Annotated in this window: 13 protein-coding genes; 6 read left to right on the top strand and 7 right to left on the bottom strand. The window is 50.0% G+C overall.

The annotated features are described in order from the left end of the window. Nucleotides 1-83: 83 nt before the first annotated feature. The gene (locus tag PGRAT_RS11390) at nt 84-896 is read right to left on the bottom strand and encodes a YesL family protein (RefSeq protein WP_025705197.1); all 813 of its coding nucleotides are present in this window, start codon (nt 894-896) and stop codon (nt 84-86) included. A 177-nt stretch (nt 897-1,073) separates the two neighbouring features. Here PGRAT_RS11390 and PGRAT_RS34300 point away from each other — a divergent pair, with 177 nt between their 5' ends. Then, a complete protein-coding gene (locus PGRAT_RS34300) occupies nt 1,074-1,169 on the top strand; it encodes a hypothetical protein (RefSeq protein WP_025705196.1) in 96 nt (31 codons plus the stop codon). Between the two features lie 69 nt (nt 1,170-1,238). On the opposite strand, the gene cshA is transcribed toward PGRAT_RS34300, so the two are convergent. Continuing rightward, nucleotides 1,239-2,885 carry a degradosome RNA helicase CshA gene (cshA, locus tag PGRAT_RS11380; protein ID WP_042266592.1) on the bottom strand — a complete coding sequence of 549 codons (1,647 nt, stop codon included), beginning with the start codon at nt 2,883-2,885 and terminating at the stop codon, nt 1,239-1,241. Between the two features lie 316 nt (nt 2,886-3,201). Between cshA and PGRAT_RS11375 the strand changes: the two genes are divergently transcribed. From PGRAT_RS11375 to PGRAT_RS11360, 4 genes are all read left to right on the top strand, one after another. Continuing rightward, a complete protein-coding gene (locus tag PGRAT_RS11375; protein ID WP_025707761.1) occupies nt 3,202-4,029 on the top strand; it encodes a YitT family protein in 828 nt (275 codons plus the stop codon). Between the two features lie 174 nt (nt 4,030-4,203). Further along, a complete protein-coding gene (locus PGRAT_RS11370) occupies nt 4,204-4,392 on the top strand; it encodes a hypothetical protein (protein WP_174469026.1) in 189 nt (62 codons plus the stop codon). Nucleotides 4,393-4,628: 236 nt separating this feature from the next. Then, complete coding sequence (locus PGRAT_RS11365) at nt 4,629-5,891, top strand: putative glycoside hydrolase (protein ID WP_025707759.1); 1,263 nt, start codon at nt 4,629-4,631, stop codon at nt 5,889-5,891. Between the two features lie 136 nt (nt 5,892-6,027). Next, nucleotides 6,028-7,392 (top strand): MATE family efflux transporter, encoded by a 1,365-nt coding sequence (locus PGRAT_RS11360; protein ID WP_025707758.1) that lies wholly within the window; start codon nt 6,028-6,030, stop codon nt 7,390-7,392. Nucleotides 7,393-7,546: 154 nt separating this feature from the next. On the opposite strand, the gene PGRAT_RS11355 is transcribed toward PGRAT_RS11360, so the two are convergent. From PGRAT_RS11355 to PGRAT_RS11335, 5 genes are all read right to left on the bottom strand, one after another. Further along, the gene (locus PGRAT_RS11355) at nt 7,547-9,013 is read right to left on the bottom strand and encodes an esterase-like activity of phytase family protein (RefSeq protein WP_025707757.1); all 1,467 of its coding nucleotides are present in this window, start codon (nt 9,011-9,013) and stop codon (nt 7,547-7,549) included. Nucleotides 9,014-9,181: 168 nt separating this feature from the next. Then, complete coding sequence (locus tag PGRAT_RS11350; RefSeq protein WP_042266591.1) at nt 9,182-9,442, bottom strand: metal-sensitive transcriptional regulator; 261 nt, start codon at nt 9,440-9,442, stop codon at nt 9,182-9,184. A 15-nt stretch (nt 9,443-9,457) separates the two neighbouring features. Beyond that, nucleotides 9,458-11,944: an FAD-dependent oxidoreductase gene (locus PGRAT_RS11345; protein ID WP_025705657.1), complete on the bottom strand. Its 2,487-nt coding sequence runs from the start codon at nt 11,942-11,944 to the stop codon at nt 9,458-9,460. Between the two features lie 112 nt (nt 11,945-12,056). After that, nucleotides 12,057-13,028, bottom strand: coding sequence for a 6-phosphofructokinase (gene pfkA / locus PGRAT_RS11340; RefSeq protein ID WP_025705656.1), 972 nt, complete (start codon nt 13,026-13,028; stop codon nt 12,057-12,059). Nucleotides 13,029-13,091: 63 nt separating this feature from the next. Beyond that, on the bottom strand, nt 13,092-14,174 hold the full coding sequence (locus PGRAT_RS11335) for a tetraprenyl-beta-curcumene synthase family protein (RefSeq protein WP_025705655.1): 1,083 nt from the start codon (nt 14,172-14,174) through the stop codon (nt 13,092-13,094). Between the two features lie 224 nt (nt 14,175-14,398). Between PGRAT_RS11335 and PGRAT_RS11330 the strand changes: the two genes are divergently transcribed. Beyond that, nucleotides 14,399-15,631 (top strand): MFS transporter, encoded by a 1,233-nt coding sequence (locus tag PGRAT_RS11330; protein ID WP_025705654.1) that lies wholly within the window; start codon nt 14,399-14,401, stop codon nt 15,629-15,631. Nucleotides 15,632-15,873 lie beyond the last annotated feature (242 nt).

Here is a 15,873-nt window from a genome sequence, read left to right as displayed (position 1 = left end):
ACGAAAAAGTAAACCTGTATGCGCTTTAATTAACACCTGAATCAAAATCCCGCCCATTAATCACAGCTTCTGCCTCACTGTTCTTAAATGCGCTTGAGATCTTTATCGCTCTCATCTTCTGCCTGATCGTCATCATCGGCTTCTTTCTCTGCAGCCTCCAAAGCAGCCAGTTCTTCCTCTTGTTTTTTCTTCTCCACCTGCTCTTGAAGCTTGTTATATGTGGCATAGAAATTAAAGAAGGCCAGCATTGAAATCAGGGTCGGTATACATATCGCATAAAGCACCGGATACCGCAGACCTATATAGACGAGAACCGCTGCACCAATAAGTGTCGAGAACACTCGAATCGGCCGCGCGATGGTCAGCAGAATCGAATTCGTCACCACTTCCTTGAAGGTCATTTGATAATGAACCACAATTGAGAAGAAATTAAACATGGAGACGAATAAAATAATCATCAGCACCAGCATTAAAATGCCCACAATTCTAAAATTGGCCATCTGTGTCATATATACGGTCACATCCACGTACATAATGACAGTCAGCAGGGTATAGATGCCTCCTCCAAGCATACTCTTCAAATAATTCTCTTTATACCCCTGAAAAAAAGTGCGGAATGTGCTGACATCCGTATTGCCCATCACCCATTTGCGTACAACGGTAAAGAGCGCTGCCGTTGCCGGAAATACAGTGAAAGGCGCCAAAATGCCAAGTACCCAGTTGAGTGTGATCTGTTCATTGGGCCCACCAGCACCTGAACCCAGCATGATCATTTTTGTCACTGCGATGAACAGAAACGGAATCGAACATAGCGCCCACAAAATATTGCTGAAGGCGATACGCGATATCCACTCCGTGATGCGGTATAAACCGCCCATTGCTCCCTTAAACTCCAATTCCCTTCCTCCTGTCTGTCTCGCGCATACTGCGTATCTTAACTATACCCTATTTGACCCGGACTTTTCCAGCGCCCAAGTTTACGATTCTGGGTCAATGTCTAAGCAGACTTGGAGAAGAGTCCATATATTAGAATCGTAACCACTAAATTACCACTTCCGAAGGAGGTTAACCTCATGTCCTCACCTTGCTGTTACAATCCTTGGACTTCGACTGGCACGATTCTTGTTCTCTTCATCCTGCTTGTGATCATCACCCGCACTTTTGTCTAAATAAGCAAGCAAAAAGAAGACGAAGACGCCTTGCGGCATCTCGTCTTCTTGTATCAGCAGTAATGCTGATTAGATATCGTAATCTTCGCGCTTAGCCGGACGTGTGCTTGTGCTGCTTGGACGCGTAGATGGTTTGCGTTCTCCGCTGCGTCCAGCAGCTCCATCACGGCCTGTACCGGAATCGCGGTTGCCTTTGTAGCCGCCGCCATATCCGCCGCTGCCACTTCCGCCGCCGTATCCACTGCTGTAACCGCCACGGCTGCCGCCGCTTGCATTGTCACGGTTGCCACGGTATCCGCCGCCGCTGCCTGATCCTGTGCGGTTACCGCCATATCCTCCGTTCGGCTTGCGTCCGCTGCGGATATCATTCTTGCCGCCACGGCGTTTGGCACGGATCGGATCTTCAGGTGTCAGTTCAACCTGGGCATCCTTGTTGTCGCCGGTAAGGAGCTTCATTGCCGCTGACAGCAGCTGCACCGAATCATATTGCTCAAGCAATTGAATAGCGATGCCTTTGTATTCGTTCAATTCGCCGCCTTCGCCCTCGACCATTGCCAGCAAACGTTCAGCCGTAATGCGTTGCTTGCCTTCGATAGCCTCAGCCATTGTCGGCAGCGGTTTGCGTGTAATACGGTGACGTGTAACACGTTCAATCAGATGCAGGTGATCCATTTCGCGGGGTGTCACGAAAGACCAGGCAGTCCCTTCCTTGCCCGCACGGCCTGTACGGCCGATACGGTGTACATAGCTCTCAGGATCCTGCGGAAGGTCAAAGTTGATAACATGAGTTACACCGGAAACGTCGAGTCCGCGGGCTGCAACGTCTGTAGCCACAAGCACATCAATGCTGCCGTCACGGAATTTACGCATTACGGCATCCCGCTGATTCTGGGACAAGTCGCCATGCAGGCCGTCTGCGGAATACCCGCGTTTTTGCAATCCTTCAGCAAGCTCGTCAACCCGGCGCTTGGTGCGGCCGAAGACGATTGCCAAATCAGGGGATTCCATGTCAATCAGGCGGCTCAGGGCTTCGAACTTCTGGCGCTCAGGAACCTCAATATATGCCTGATCGATCAGAGGTGCGCTGATTTGTTTCGGTATCACAGAAACATGCTGCGGATTCTTCAGAAACTGCTGGGCAAGACGTTGAATATTAGGAGGCATTGTAGCTGAGAACAGCATGGTCTGGCGTTCTTCCGGTACAAGCTTGAGAATGGACTGGATGTCTTCCATGAAGCCCATATCCAGCATTTCGTCTGCTTCGTCCAGTACAATAGTCTGGACATCATCGAGGCGGATGGTTTTGCGGTTAATGTGGTCCAGGAGACGGCCAGGGGTACCGATAATGATCTGCGGTTTCTTCTTCAGTCCGCGGATCTGGCGGCCGATATCCTGCCCGCCGTAGATGGCCAGGGAGCGCAGTCCTTTGAAACGGGTCAATTTGCCGATTTCTTCAGCTACCTGAATAGCAAGCTCACGTGTCGGCGTCATAACAAGTGCAAGGATTTTCTCTTCTTCCCGGGCGATTTTGGAGATGAGGGGAATCCCGAAAGCAGCGGTTTTACCTGTACCGGTCTGTGCCTGGCCGATAAGATCCGATCCGGTCAATGCGATCGGAATCGCCTGCTCCTGAATGGGTGTTGCTTCCTCAAATCCTAGCTCTGTGATTGCTTGAAGCACTTTTGGCTCCAAGCCGAATTCTGCGAATGTTTTCAAATTATTCATGCTCCTTCTATACAGTGGACATTCCACATGCTTGTCTGTATTCTTAAGTAGCGGTAAACACATTTATAGGCTGTCCAATCATGCCGGATTCTCTGCATGGTTTAGCTCGCATTGGGACCAAAAGCTGTCCTAAGATCAGGCCACTCAATATGCCTGAACAATTGTATATTGCATCCGAAGCAATGCAAAAATACCATTGTAACGTCCTACTCAAGAATATCCTATACATTATATCACAAACCCGATCAGGAATACCAGTGTATTCCTTTCTTTCATTACTTACATTACGCGTCAGAGGTGAATTTGCTTGTTAAGACTAAAACAAATCGGGAATTACCTTGCGGTTATCTTCGGTTCAGCGATGATTGCATGCGGCTTCAATCTGTTTTTAATCCCTCACAGACTGCTGAGCGGAGGAGTCTCAGGACTCGCCATGCTTGTTGGCTACTTTACTCCGTTCAACATTAGTTTGCTGTACCTGCTGTTCAATGTGCCTTTGCTGGTGGCAGGCTGGTTTCAGCTGGGGCGGAGATTTATTGTTATGAGCATTCTGTCGGTAGGTGCAACTACCTGGCTGATGGCCCTCATTCCAACAACAACCGTAGCGTCGGATATGCTGCTGGCCTCGGTTTTTGGCGGAGTGCTTGTGGGCGTAGGAGCAGGTGTCTCTTTCCGGGTGGGGGGCTCTTCCGGAGGATTTGATATCCTGGGGTCCATCATCACACGATACCGCGACTTTCCAATAGGCAGCGTTCTTGTGGGACTGAATGCTCTCGTCATCCTTGCTGCAGCCTATTTTGACAACAACTGGAATTTAGCTCTGGCCTCCATGGTTTCCATTTACGTCTCCGGCAGAGTGGTGGATCTGATTCACATCAGCCATATCAAAGTTACGGTATATATTGTAACAACCCGGACCGATGAACTGCTGAAACAGCTGTTGGTGCTTCAGCGCGGAGTTACAAAAATTAAAACTGAAGGTGCTTATTCTCATATCGAACGGGACATGCTAATGACAGTGACGACACGATATGAGCTTGCTGAACTCAAGCGGATCATCAAGAACAGTGATCCCCAGGCTTTTGTGAATATTGTAGAAACGGTCGGGGTCATGGGCTCCTTCCGGAAAAGATAGGCTCCCGAAAAAAATGCGCATGCCTGATAATTGTGATATATTAGAGTCACGCAGGACCTTACAAATTTCATGAAGATTGTGATTTACCCTCTTTTTTCCTGGCACTTCGTTTTCCGATGAACCTGAATTTCAATTCAGCACTATTCGAAAAAGGAAAGGGTGATTGTTGTGGAAATGGAAACGGTAAAACTGTCAGCAATCGTCATGAGATGGTATCCGGATATGATACCTTTTCTGAAGCAGGATGAATTGAATTCCGTAATTGTTCTGCGTGACGGTCTAAGTATTCTTGAACCCGAGGATGCTATGGATATTATCCATTACAGCATTTGCGAGCATCAGAATTCTGCGTATCTTCAATAAGCAAGCCGCTTGGACATCAGTTTGGATAGCTGCCGCTTTGGATTTGGCCACGTGCCGGACCCGGGCGGCATTTACTTTTTAAATACAGCGTTTAGAATCTGTACATCCCGTTTATAAACAACAAGAGCGGTTATTATGCGACCAAAATTACGGGGATTGTTACAAGTCTGTTCTTTTTGGCCGCCGCCGTTCCTTTATACTTTAAGGGAATGTACATAAAGGGAGAGAATAAACAAATGAACATCACCTGGGCTCTACTCATGATGGCTCTGGGAGGCGTCGGCGTTCAGCATCCTGCACATGAAGCCGATGTGGCCGCAGCACTGCAGTCTGCCATGAATCCAACCATCACCGCACAGCACACAGCAAATCCTGACGCATCACAGAACACTGCGGGCGGCAATGCCGCAACCCCTTCTCCAGGCGCTTCGCCCGGGACAGAGGCCACACCAGGCACGACTGCCGAAGCAGCAGACAGTGCCATTCATGCAGATCCCCAGCCGGATGCCCCCAAGGTTAAGGGTATTTACGTAACAGCTTACAGTGCAGGCGGATCCCGGATGACGACCCTGCTGGACCTGCTCGACAAAACCGAGCTGAACTCAATGGTTATTGACATTAAGGATGATGCCGGATACATCACATACAAAACGGATAACCCTGAACTTCAGAAGCTGGGCCATCCGCAGCCGTTCATCGGTGACATCAGCCAATTAATGGCCCGTCTGAAAAAACATGAGGTATATCCGATTGCGCGGATTGTTGTGTTTAAAGATTCTGTGCTCGCCAAGAAAAAACCGGAACTATCCTTTGTGAATGCCAATGGCTCTGTCTGGACAAACAAAGGCGGTGACAGCTTCGTAAATCCATATAACCAGGAAGTCTGGAAATATAATGTGGATATTGCCAAAGAGGCTGTGAAGCTTGGCTTCAAAGAGATCCAGTTCGATTATGTGCGGTTTCCTGAAGGCTTCGAAAAACGCGCGGAATCGCTCAAATATACCAAAAGCGACCGTCCGCGTGTCGAGATTATTTCTGATTTTGTCAAATATGCCAAAGCAGAGCTCGGGCCGCTTGGCGTCCGCGTGTCGGTGGATATTTTTGGATATGCCGCTTCGGTGCCTGCTGCCGAAGGCATCGGCCAGGATTTTGTAAAGATTTCGAAGAACGTGGATGTCATCAGCCCTATGGTCTACCCAAGCCACTACTCTACCGGATGGTTTGATGTGAAAGATCCCGACAAGAACCCGTATGCCACCATCAAAGGCTCTATGGTTGATACACATAAAAAGCTGAATCCCCTGGGCAGCTACAAGCCCATCATCCGGCCCTGGATTCAAGACTTCACCGCAAGCTGGCTTGGAAGCGGACATTATGTCAAATACGGCAAGCAGCAGGTAGAAGACCAGATCCGTGCCCTGAAAGAAAAGAACGTCGATGAATTCCTGCTTTGGAATGCCAACAACCGCTATACGGCTGGTGTAGATTACGAAAAATAATCATAAGCTTCCTGCAATCATCAAATCCTCAATTTAACACACGCAGCATTGAAGACCCCACTTTGTGGGGTCCTTTTACTGGGGAGTTCACCCTAAAATCTATAATAAGAATTAAGAATAAAGAGGCTTAAATATAATGATACCTACTACTTCAATGAAACAAAAAGCAAGACAATTTCTGCATATTTTATTTCCCATCCTCATTACACAAATTGCTCTGTCAGCTATAACCTTCTTCGACACGAACATGTCCGGCAAATTCGGTACGAACGATCTGGCCGGTGTAGCCATTGGAACCAGCCTATGGATTCCGATTCAAACAGGACTCAGTGGAATATTAATGGGGATAACACCGTTAGTGTCACATTTGATGGGGAGTAAAAAGGAAGGGGACGTTGCCTACCAGGTTACTCAAGGCATATGGCTGTCTCTGCTCGTTTCACTGCTTGTCCTGGTATCTGGAACCTTCGCGCTTTCACCGGTGCTTCAATTCATGAATCTGGAACCGCAGGTTCATGATATTGCCTTTCGTTTCCTGTGTGCGATCTCAGCCGGTATCATTCCGCTCTTTGGCTACACGGTCGTCCGCAGCTGTATTGATGCTTTGGGCCAGACACGGGTCTCCATGTTCATTACACTGATTGCCCTGCCAGTCAATGTAGGGCTTAACTATCTGCTGATCTTTGGTAAATTCGGCTTTCCCCGCCTTGGTGGTGTTGGTGCAGGGGTTGCATCAGCAATTACATATTGGGTGATCTTCGGTATCTCTCTGCTCTTTGTCTACCGCTCCGAACCTTTCCGGAGCCTCCGGCTGTTCCGCAGCTTTCACTTCATGTCTCTGCGCAGCTTCAAAGAACTGCTGAAAATCGGCTTACCGATCGGCTTCTCCATCTTTTTTGAAACGGCGGTCTTTTCAGCCGTGACCCTTCTCATGAGCCGGTTCGATACAATAACTATTGCGGCCCATCAAGCCGCCATTAATTTTGCTTCCACCCTATATATGATTCCGCTGAGCATCTGTATGAGCCTGACAATTCTGGTCGGCTTCGAGAACGGGGCCGGCCGGCTGAAGGATGCGCGGCAATATGGAATCATGGGCATTGGAACAGCGGCTGTCCTCTCACTCGTTACAGCTCTTGTACTTCTGTTCGCAGGCAGCCATGTTGCCGGCCTTTACTCCGATGAGCCTGAGGTTATTTCACTCATCCGGCACTTTCTGATCTATGCTATTTTCTTTCAGATTTCCGATGCCATCGCCACTCCTACACAAGGGGTGCTGCGGGGCTACAAGGATGTGAATCCGGCATTCATCATCTGTTTTCTAGCCTACTGGGTAATCGGCCTACCCACAGGATATCTGCTGGCTACTTATACCAGTCTGGCAGCCTATGGCTACTGGGTCGGCCTCATCGCAGGTCTGGCTATCGGAGCTATTCTGCTGCTGTCCCGCCTGGTCAAAGTGCAGCGGCGATATGCGCACAACAAGCCGAGTGCTGCCTAGAATACCGGCAGCATAAGCCTCCAGAAACCTCATCAAGCATCCGCATGAGCCCGCTCCAGAATGAGAAAAAGACAAAAGGCGTTCCAACCAGCCATTTCATGGCTTGTGGAACGCCTTTTTATTGCATTCTTATTGGGTTAGCATGAGGTTTGACTTAAGGCGTGATCGTGTAAGGCAACTGAAAGGTCCATAGGCTCGTGCCATTCTCCGCTGATTCGCTGCCTACGCCAAAATCGTTGTCATTAATGATGGCGATGGTGTTCCCGTCCACCAATGTCAGGCCTTCAATCTTTTCATAAGGAAACTGGAAGGCCACGGCATCCAGCACCGTGCGCTTGGAAGGAGGCATAATTGACGCTGCTGTCAGATTGGAAGTACTCATCTCTTCCAGCGTCTTGCCGCCAGCTGCAGCCTGGTCATACTTGCCCAGAATATTGGTAGCATCGGATAAGTCGATCTGGAAAATCCGTTTCAGCTCAGCCTTATCTCCAGCGTTCTTATCCCGCTCATCAACAAGGAGGGTATGATCATTGACGGCGTACAAATCGGAGATCACGATATCCGACTGCTTGAGGTCCTTGAACCGGGCAGCATCCTCTGTGACATAAACGTATTCTGCCGTTGGAGCAAGTGTGGCCAGGTCAATCTTGATAATGCGCAGCTGACGGGAGTTATCTGTACTCTTGTCAGGATTGCGCAACGGGCTTTGCATCGCCATGAACATCGTGCTGCCGTCAGGTGTAATGCCTACCGCTTCTGCACCGCGGTTTTGGCGGAGCTTGTTGTAAACCTCTGGCAGCACCTCGCGGGCAGGTACCAGCGGCGTGCTTATTTTGTTATTTCCCCAGCCCTTGGGTACAATGCGCTCAATCAAGGTGCCGTCCCGCTTAACGTGAACGATGGACGGCCCGTACTCATCAGAAATCCAGAAGGTATCATCCTTCGAATTATACGCCAATCCTTCAATATCAAGACCATAAGGATCATAGCTCAGCTCCTTTTCGCCTTTAGCATCATACGGCGCCTCGTCCCGGCCCTTAATGTTGCCTACACCCGTTATGTTGGCGGTCCCGCTGACCGGATCAATGCCGTTCACCTTCAGCGGAATTTTGTCCAGAATCTTGATTTCTCCTGCGGATGCCTCAATCTTGTAAATGGTAGGCGTATAGTCAGACAACGGGAAGGTCCGCCGCGTAGCGTCATTTACCTTCAGCTCGCCATTCGGTCCACGGTCCGCCGTAGAATAGAAGATATTGGCCGGATCACCGGGCAGATGGGTCAAGGAGGAGCCTACTCCCATCTTAATTCCCGGAGCCAAATCCGCTGCCTTCAGGTTATATTTACCGGTTAATTTGGGTTTGTCTGTAAAAGCAATGCTTCTGCGGAACGGATCCCAATCCACGTACTTGTCCATCAGATTAGCCATGTCGCGTACCGGCACAAAAAGGCTTCCGTCCGCTGATCTCATTTCCGCCGCTGGTGCTTCCAGAGCCTGTCCGTTTTTGCTGTACTTGATCTTGCTTTTGCCTGCGGCCTGCTGTGAATCCGCTACGGCATTGCCGCTGCCAACAGCTAATGCAAGCACCGCTGCGGCCATGACGGCATATGGTTTTCTCTTCATCTGAATAACACCCCTTAATGTCATTTATTACTGATTTTTTAAATATATCATCCCTTTGTTTTCTGTATATTTTTCCAATTGCATGATTAGGTTAAGGCTCCCTTGCATAAAACAAAAAAATGACGTAAAACGGTTGCCCGCTTATACGTCATTTTTTTGTTTTGCCGTCTAGCGGCTCTTCACGAGCAGCTCCACCGCGTCTTTTATGACTTGGTTCGGAGAATTCCCTTGTTCCAGCTCCTCTTGTATACAATGCTCCAGATTGGCTCCGATGACGGCACCTGCCGTACGGTCTACTGCCGTTCTTATGGCGGTCAGCTGGATAACAATTTCGCGGCAGTCCTGACCTTCCTCCAGCATGCTTAATACTCCCCGCACCTGTCCTTCAATGCGCTTTAGTCTGTTTTTGATCCCTTTATCGTACTCCATTGATATCCACATCCTTTAAATGAACAGATTGACGCCTGAACCCTCAGCAGCACCCAAATAACTGGCTACACCGCCAAATTCAACGCCTGCTATTAGCTCCTCTTGCTTAATGCCCATAATATCCATGCTCATCGTGCAGGCCATCAGTTTCACTCCTGCATGGATTGCACCCTGCATCAGTTCTTCCAGAGAGTTCACATTTTTGCGTTTCATGGTATGGCGGATTAATTTGGCCCCCAGACCGCCCATGTTCATTCTGGACAATGGCAGCTTTCGGGTTCCTTGCGGCATCATCAGACCAAACAACTTATCCAGCACATTCTTTTCTACCCGAGGCCCATGCTCACGCCGCAGCAGATTCAACCCCCAGAAGGTAAAAAACATCGTAACCTGCTTGCCCATTGCAGCCGCCCCCGTGGCGATAATGAAGGAAGCAATCGTCTTGTCCAGATCGCCGCTGAAGACAACCATTGTCGTCCCATTCTTCACATTCCTCACTTCTGGCATTGGCAAGGTGAATGAGGATTGCGCTGGTTGTTGTGTCCCTTTACGCACCAGAGCCTGAACCTTGCCCCCTGAAACCTCTACAGACTCCAGAGTATTCTGTGTGGTAAGACACCACTGCCGGATATCTGCAGCAAAACCGAAATCAGTTGCTGCAATTTCAAGCTGCTGCCCGTCTTTCATGGACTGCACGGTCTCATATACCTTGAGTATAGGGCCAGGACACTGTAAACCGCAAGCATCCAGCACCAGCCGCTGTCCAGCAGTTTCTGGCGCCTTTTGATCCGCCGCTGCCAGCAATGAAGAGCCCGCTATAATTGGCTGCTCCTCTCCATGTGGAGCAATCCCTGTGCCTCTGTTCATCACAGCGTAGGTTTTATACCCTCCGTCAACATTTTTCACATGAAATCCGTGCTGTTTAAGCATTCTTGCCGCGATGTATCCTCTGAGACCGACTTGGCAGGCTACCGAAATCTCTTGGTCAGAAGGAATTTCTGCCAAGCGGCCCCTCAATTCGGACAGCGGAATGTTGATAGACCCGGGAATATATCCGGCAAGACGCTCTGCCTCATCCCTGACATCGATAATGAGCCCGCCCGTACGGGAAAACTCATCCACCTCATGCCATTGAAGATTCTGCACCATCCCCTCCATGACATTAGAAGCTGCGTAGCCGGCCATATTCACGGGATCCTTGGCAGATGAATAAGGCGGTGCGTAGGCCAGCTCGATATCCGCCAGTTCATTCGCCTTGAGGTTTCCGCGGATAGCTGTGGCAACCACATCAATCCGTTTATCGGCCCCTTCACTTCCCACTGCCTGTGCTCCGTATATATCTCCCGTATGGGGGTTGAACAGCAGTTTAATGGCAATTGGTGCTGCACCAGGATAATAGCCTGCATGTGAATTCGGGTGAATGTGAATGGCCTCGTAAGGAACCCCAAGTGATTTCAACATCTTTTCGTTGTTCCCGGTGAGGGCTGAAGTAAGGCCAAAGGTCTTAATGACCGCAGTACCCAATGCTCCATCATAGGAAATCGGCCGCCCGTTGATATGATCAGCGGCAAGGCGGCCCTGACGGTTGGCCCCCCAGGCGAGTGACACCATCGTTTCATAGCCTTGAACCCGGTCCTTGACCTCAATAACATCACCGACTGCATAAATTGCAGGATCACTGGTCTGCAGCGAGGTATTCACTTTCACCGCTCCCCGGACCCCCAGCTCAAGTCCACTATTTCTAGCCAGTTCATTCTCAGGTGCTACTCCAATTGCCAGAATAATCATATCCGTAGCAAGTGTTGCGCCGGAAGCAAGCTGAAGCAGCCTGCCTTCCTGTGAGACAGCCTCGACACCTTCATTTAATCTGAACTCGACTCCATGCAGCCGCATATGCTCTTCAACAGGTCTTGCCATTTCCGGGTCAAGCGGGTTCAATATTTGTGTCCCCCGGTCAATAACTGTCACTTCAAGGCCACGTTCCCTCAGATTCTCCGCCATCTCCAGTCCGATAAAACCTGCTCCAATCACCGTGGCATGCTTAGGATGCTGATCATCAGCAAAAGCCTTGATTTTGTCTGTGTCAGGGATATTTCGCAGTGTGAACAGGTTATTGGCACCGGTGATCCCCGGAATTTGCGGTACAATGGGCTTTGCTCCGGGAGAAAGAATCACAATATCATAAGGAATCTGCTGGATCTCTCCTGTGGCTGCACTCCTGGCCGTGACAAGATTGCTTGCGCGGTCAATGGATGTAGCCTCCGTCAGCGTCCTTACATCAATATTAAACCGTTGACGTATCCCCTGAGGCGTCTGAAGAAACAGTTTCTCCCTGGAATCAATCGAGCCGCCAATGTAATACGGCAGGCCGCAATTGGCAAAAGAGACATGCTCACCGCGCTCCAGCAGGATAATTTCATCCTGCTCATTTAGTCTGCGCAGGCGTGCAGCCGCTGAAGCCCCGCCCGCTACTCCGCCGATAATTACAATCTTCTTACCCATTTGTATCTTCCTCCTTAATATACCCTATGGGGTATATATTATACCCATGGGGGTATATGGTCAAGTAAAAAAAGACCGTCTTCTTAAGACGGTCCGGATGAAGGCGATTATTTTATTGGGAAAGACGTGACGCCAGCTCGTAAAGCTCAATATCGAAGTCTTTTTTGGTATTCACTACAAGATCGATATCGGTAAGTGTCAGCTCGCCTTTGATGATGCCGCAGGCTTTATCCGAATGGCCTTCAATCAGGGAACGGACAGCAAAGTCGCCCAAACGGCTGGCCAGGTTGCGGTCCCCAGGCGTCGGCGTGCCTCCACGCTGAATATGTCCAAGCACAGTAACACGTGCATCCAGGGAGGAGTGACGGTCTTTCAGTGCTTGAGCCACATCCTCGCCCTTGCCTACACCTTCAGCGACAATCACGATACTGTGGCGTTTGCCTCTGGCGAAGTTGTCGCGCATACGGTCAGCTACTTCATTCAGATCATAAGGCATCTCCGGTACCAGAATCGTTTCCGCTCCGGAAGCAAGACCCGCGTGCAGCGCGATATCTCCGCAGTGGCGGCCCATAACTTCAACGATGGATGAACGCTCATGCGAGGACATCGTATCCCGAAGCTTATTGATGGCATCAACTACAACACCTACCGCAGTATCAAAGCCAATGGTATAGTCCGTGAACGAAATGTCATTATCGATGGTACCCGGCAAAGCCATGGTGTTAATGCCCAGCTTGCTGAGCTTGTTGGCTCCTTTGTAAGAACCGTCACCGCCGCAAACTACCAACCCGTCGATACCCATCTCGTTCAGGATATCCGCACCCTTTTGCTGGCCTTCAGGGGTCAGGAATTCCAGACAGCGGGCAGACTGCAGAATCGTGCCTCCGCGCTGGATGATATCACCTACACTGCGCAGATCCATTGGAAAAATGTCACGGTTAAGCAGTCCCTGGTAACCGCGCTGGATTCCGAACACTTCAATGCCAAAGTAGATTGCACTGCGCACCACAGCGCGAACTGCCGCGTTCATGCCCTGGGAATCTCCTCCACTGGTTAATACTGCGATTTTTTTTACGTTTGCCATCCTGTTTGTTCCTCCTTAAAATAGTGCGGAGCCCGTTCTTAGTCAGATCATGCCCCACAGCCTCTAATACATATGCCTGCGAATCCAACGGCTGTTCACGAAGAAGAACAATCTTGTCAGTGGACTTCTTCTCATGAGACGTCTGGATACAGAGCGAACCTCCCGCTGTTCGCTGACTTTCGGATCGGATAAATATAGTGCCAGCAAGCCCTCGATGACCATGCGATGCATTGAGGTCTCGGGCAGATTCCGGACATCCCTGCGGGCCCACTCCACAATGGAGGCGATCCGATTCAGCATGGTATCGCTGGTGTCATAATAATTGCAGAAATTGAGGTCACCGCCGGCCCGGTCCTCATCCTGATCAATCAGGTAGTCCAGCATAATGTGCAAACCGCATAAATGCGGAAAGTATGCTGCACGAATGGAAGCCGCTGCCGATGTGCTCAGCTTGGGATCGCAAGAAGCCAGAAAAAGCATAAAAACGCCGAGGGTAGAGCCCGTTGCTGCCGCAAACTCATTCCACTGCAGATGCGGGGCCGCCTGGCCCTCCACCTCCCACCATTCCTTCAGGGCAGCCTCCCTGAGCTCGGGGCGAATGTGTTTGTAAACCTGCAAATCCGTATAGAGTACGGCCAGACCACGCACCTCTTCAACCGCCGCGGCATAACCGGGCAACAGCGCAGTCATCTCCTGGCATTTGCGGACAAGCCTGTGCAAATATCCGCCATCGTTCTGCTCACTGCGGAGCGCATAATAATTAACAAGCTCAGCCTTGGGATTGATAGCATCCAGCATGGATTGATGCAGCAGTCTGAAATCGTCTGGATCAAGAGAAGTGCTGCGGTCACATAGGTTGTCCAGATAATCACTGATCGTTTGATAAGCAACAATAAGCGGTATAAGTATATGTCGCATCGACAAATTGCCGGCGGCATATATTCCGCCGCCCTGGCAGTGAAACTCTTTGGTCTCAATGCTGGCAAGCGCTTGCTTCCGCAGCTCGGGATCGGGAATCCCTTCCGCATCCTGGCGCCAGAAATGGAGACATTCCCGCACTTCCGGCAGCACGTACTTGTAGACCCTGCTCATCAGCCCAATCGGGCCGCGAGGGCTAAGGTAACGGCCTTGCTCAAATTCATTCAATGACAGTGCCTCCACATTGTTGTCTCCTTATCCAAATCATCATTATTATAATATGCAGAGCGTATTTGTACAAACAACAAAATCACTTTCGCAAAACTGTGAAAGATTCAGAAACAATAAATTCACGGACATCCGGGGTATGCTTTATGCTATACTAGAACGCGTTCATCACTAGAGTATATGGATACTAAGCCGTAGTTCATATTCGGAGGAGTGCAGGCATCATGACACCAGGACGGAGCAGCGGCCAGTACAGCGATCAAAACTGGCTGCGATCCTTTATGTTCACGCTTTTCGGCACCAGTGTGCTTGTCGTCTCTTATTTCCCTTTGTTTTACACCCATCTTGGCTTCACCAGCCCGCAGATCGGAATCCTGTATTCCATCGGACCCCTGGTCTCCATTCTGTCCAACCTGTTCTGGAGCATGGTCAGCGACCGGCTGGGCACCATCAAAAAAATCATGGCCATTCTACTGGCCGGCCAACTGGTTACTGCACTCATCCTGGCAAGAGCCACAGATTTTGGGGTGGTTATGCTTATTTTGTCCCTTTTCTATTTCTTCTATTACCCGCTTTTCCCGCTTGCAGATACGATGGCGATCAAAATTGCCCAGCGCCACGGGCGCAACTTCATTACCATCCGGGTTTTTGGCTCGCTCGGCTACTCCTTTTTCGCGCTGACGATCGGATATGTGCTGAAAGCGCTGGGCTCGTCCTCCATCATAGCCGTCTGTATTGTAATCGTAATCATTGCGCTTCTAATCACCATTGGCCTGAAAGATGTCAAGCGGACCGGAGAGAACAGGCCAAGGGCTATCGATGTTGCAGCCGAGCCTCCCAAGGGTGAAGGTCTGAGACAGATTTTGCTAAAAAAAGAAGTGCTGTGGTTTTTCAGCAGTGTTTTCGTTCTGGCCATTGGCTACAGAATGAACGAAGCTTTCCTTACACTCAGCCTGAAAGCCATGAATGCAGGCGATGAGATCGTGGGCTGGTCGCTGCTGGCCTCTGCCTTGAGCGAGATTCCGGTCTTCTTCGCCCTGAGCAGATACGGTGACAGATTCAAGGAGCTGCCTCTGCTCGCTTTTGCCAGTCTGATGTTCGCCGCACGCTTCCTGTTCATGGCGCTGGCGGATGAGCCTGGTGCCGTTGTTGCGATCCAGGCCATGCACAGCGTCTCCTTCGGTATATACTACGTGACGGCCGTCCGGTACATTACGCGGATTATCCCGGATCATCTCCGTGCAACCGGTATGGCGGTCTTTACAGTCGTCTGGTCCAGCGCAGCCGGTCTGCTCAGCGGCACCTTTGGCGGACTTATCTATGAAGATGCCGGACGCACCGTTCTCTATGTGGTGGCTATGAGCTTCTCATTGCTGGCCTTTATTGGTTTTTTCTCCAAACACCTGGTGGATACGGGATTCGGGTTCGGACGTTATTTGCGCAGAAAAGATTATTAGACTCTTGCTTCGCCCCGGCGGCAAGCCCAAGTGGAAAAAGTAAACTTAAATTTCACCAGTCCCCCTCCTCCGTGTGCCATAGTTGGAAAAAGGATAACTAATTTAGGCTCATTTCGCTTTGACGTAGTAATATGATCCAATTAAGTTCCCTTTTTCCACCTAAATTACTTAATTGTTGATTTTCAGGAGAAACAAGCTCCCTTTTTCCACTTAGCATTGCTCGCCTGCGTCTTCGCAAGCGC

The sequence above is a fragment of the Paenibacillus graminis genome, assembly GCF_000758705.1.
Classification (GTDB): domain Bacteria; phylum Bacillota; class Bacilli; order Paenibacillales; family Paenibacillaceae; genus Paenibacillus_AQ; species Paenibacillus_AQ graminis.
The sequence above is the reverse complement of the archived record's forward strand: the minus strand, read 5'-3'. Positions and strand labels throughout refer to the sequence as shown.

Excerpts from the sequence above, each read along its gene's own strand:
- PGRAT_RS34300 (WP_025705196.1), top strand. The coding sequence starts at position 1,074 with ATGTCCTCACCTTGCTGTTACAATCCTTGGACTTCGACTGGCACGATT.
- PGRAT_RS11370 (WP_174469026.1), top strand. The coding sequence starts at position 4,204 with ATGGAAACGGTAAAACTGTCAGCAATCGTCATGAGATGGTATCCGGAT.
- PGRAT_RS11365 (WP_025707759.1), top strand. The coding sequence starts at position 4,629 with ATGAACATCACCTGGGCTCTACTCATGATGGCTCTGGGAGGCGTCGGC.
- PGRAT_RS11360 (WP_025707758.1), top strand. The coding sequence starts at position 6,028 with ATGATACCTACTACTTCAATGAAACAAAAAGCAAGACAATTTCTGCAT.
- PGRAT_RS11355 (WP_025707757.1), bottom strand. The coding sequence starts at position 9,013 with ATGAAGAGAAAACCATATGCCGTCATGGCCGCAGCGGTGCTTGCATTA.
- PGRAT_RS11350 (WP_042266591.1), bottom strand. The coding sequence starts at position 9,442 with ATGGAGTACGATAAAGGGATCAAAAACAGACTAAAGCGCATTGAAGGA.
- PGRAT_RS11345 (WP_025705657.1), bottom strand. The coding sequence starts at position 11,944 with ATGGGTAAGAAGATTGTAATTATCGGCGGAGTAGCGGGCGGGGCTTCA.
- pfkA (WP_025705656.1), bottom strand. The coding sequence starts at position 13,028 with ATGGCAAACGTAAAAAAAATCGCAGTATTAACCAGTGGAGGAGATTCC.
- PGRAT_RS11330 (WP_025705654.1), top strand. The coding sequence starts at position 14,399 with ATGACACCAGGACGGAGCAGCGGCCAGTACAGCGATCAAAACTGGCTG.